Below are 1,332 nucleotides of genomic sequence, written 5' to 3' on the forward strand. Positions count from 1 at the left end.
ACCTGAGTTATTTCAAGACCAGGATACAAACCAGCCCTTGCTGCAACGGACTCCTGATCAATTTCACCTATTGTTGGAGTCAAGGCACTGAAGCCAATAATGAACATCAGCCAGTAAGCTGCAATAGCAAATAGAAAGTTCGCGATAGGGCCTGCTGACACTATCGCAATACGCTGCGAGACAGGCTTGCGATTAAAAGCATAAGGAAGCAAAGCGGTTTCTACAGGGGCTTCGCGTTCGTCAAGCATCTTGACGAAGCCACCTAAAGGAATACTAGCAATGGCAAACTCGGTTCCATCCTTGTTTTTCCACATAAAAATCGGGCGCCCAAAGCCTACTGAAAATCGTAGGACCTTGACACCACAACGCTTGGCAACCCAGTAATGTCCATATTCATGGATCGTAACTAGAATACCAAGCGTAATAATTAGCGAGAGTATGGTCTGAATCAGTGTCATTAAATATACTGGCTCATCTTCATTAAGGCCGTTTCTTCTTCATTATTTGCTGTTGAGCTATAACTCTAGCCTCTTCATCAACAGACAATATCTGATTAACTGATGTTATTGGAGCGATTGAGGCATCTTCTAATGTTGACGCAATAATATCAGGGATAGCAGTAAAGGAGACATTACCTTTTAGAAAGGACGCGACAGCAACTTCATTCGCAGCATTTAAGACCGTACACGCAGTACCACCAACATCAAAAGCCTCTTGAGCCAACTTAAGGCAGGGAAAGTTTTCAAGATCAGGCTTTTCAAAGTTTAGTTGAGCAACTTCAAATAAGTCTAATGAAATGGCACCTGAGGCAATTCTTTCGGGCCACGCCAAGCCATAGGCAATTGGTGTACGCATATCGGGGCTTCCCATTTGCGCTATGACCGAGCCATCCAAGTATTCAACCATGGAATGAACAATACTCTCAGGATGAACATGAACCTCGATATCTTTCGGACTGATATCGAACAACCAACACGCTTCGATTAGCTCCAAACCCTTATTCATAAGCGTGGCAGAATCTACTGAGATTTTACTTCCCATCTGCCAGTTTGGGTGTGCGCAGGCCTGTTCTGGCGTCACCGTACTAAGGCGATCACGAGACCACCCCCTGAAAGGCCCACCTGAGGCAGTGAGCAATACACGCTGCACTTCTCGTTCTAAAGACTGGCCACACTGATAGGAACCAGGAAGACATTGAAATATCGCGTTGTGCTCGCTATCGATAGGCAATAGCGTTGCACCTGAACGACTCACCTCTTCCGTAAAGAGCTGGCCAGACATAACTAGCAGCAAGGTTCGCCTCTAGCCCGGCTGCACCAACGATTGCAGCCA

At 46.1% G+C, this 1,332-nt stretch carries 2 protein-coding genes; both read right to left on the bottom strand.

Features of this window, described 5'->3' with window-relative positions:
- Positions 1 to 458, bottom strand: a 458-nt coding sequence (gene rseP / locus A3756_RS18755; RefSeq protein ID WP_068554274.1) for an RIP metalloprotease RseP, incomplete at its 3' end; no start/stop codon positions are given.
- A 22-nt stretch (positions 459 to 480) separates the two neighbouring features.
- Positions 481 to 1,281 carry a 1-deoxy-D-xylulose-5-phosphate reductoisomerase gene (gene dxr / locus A3756_RS18760; RefSeq protein ID WP_068554276.1) on the bottom strand — a complete coding sequence of 267 codons (801 nt, stop codon included), beginning with the start codon at positions 1,279 to 1,281 and terminating at the stop codon, positions 481 to 483.
- Positions 1,282 to 1,332: the final 51 nt, after the last annotated feature.

The organism is Oleiphilus sp. HI0086 (assembly GCF_001635225.1).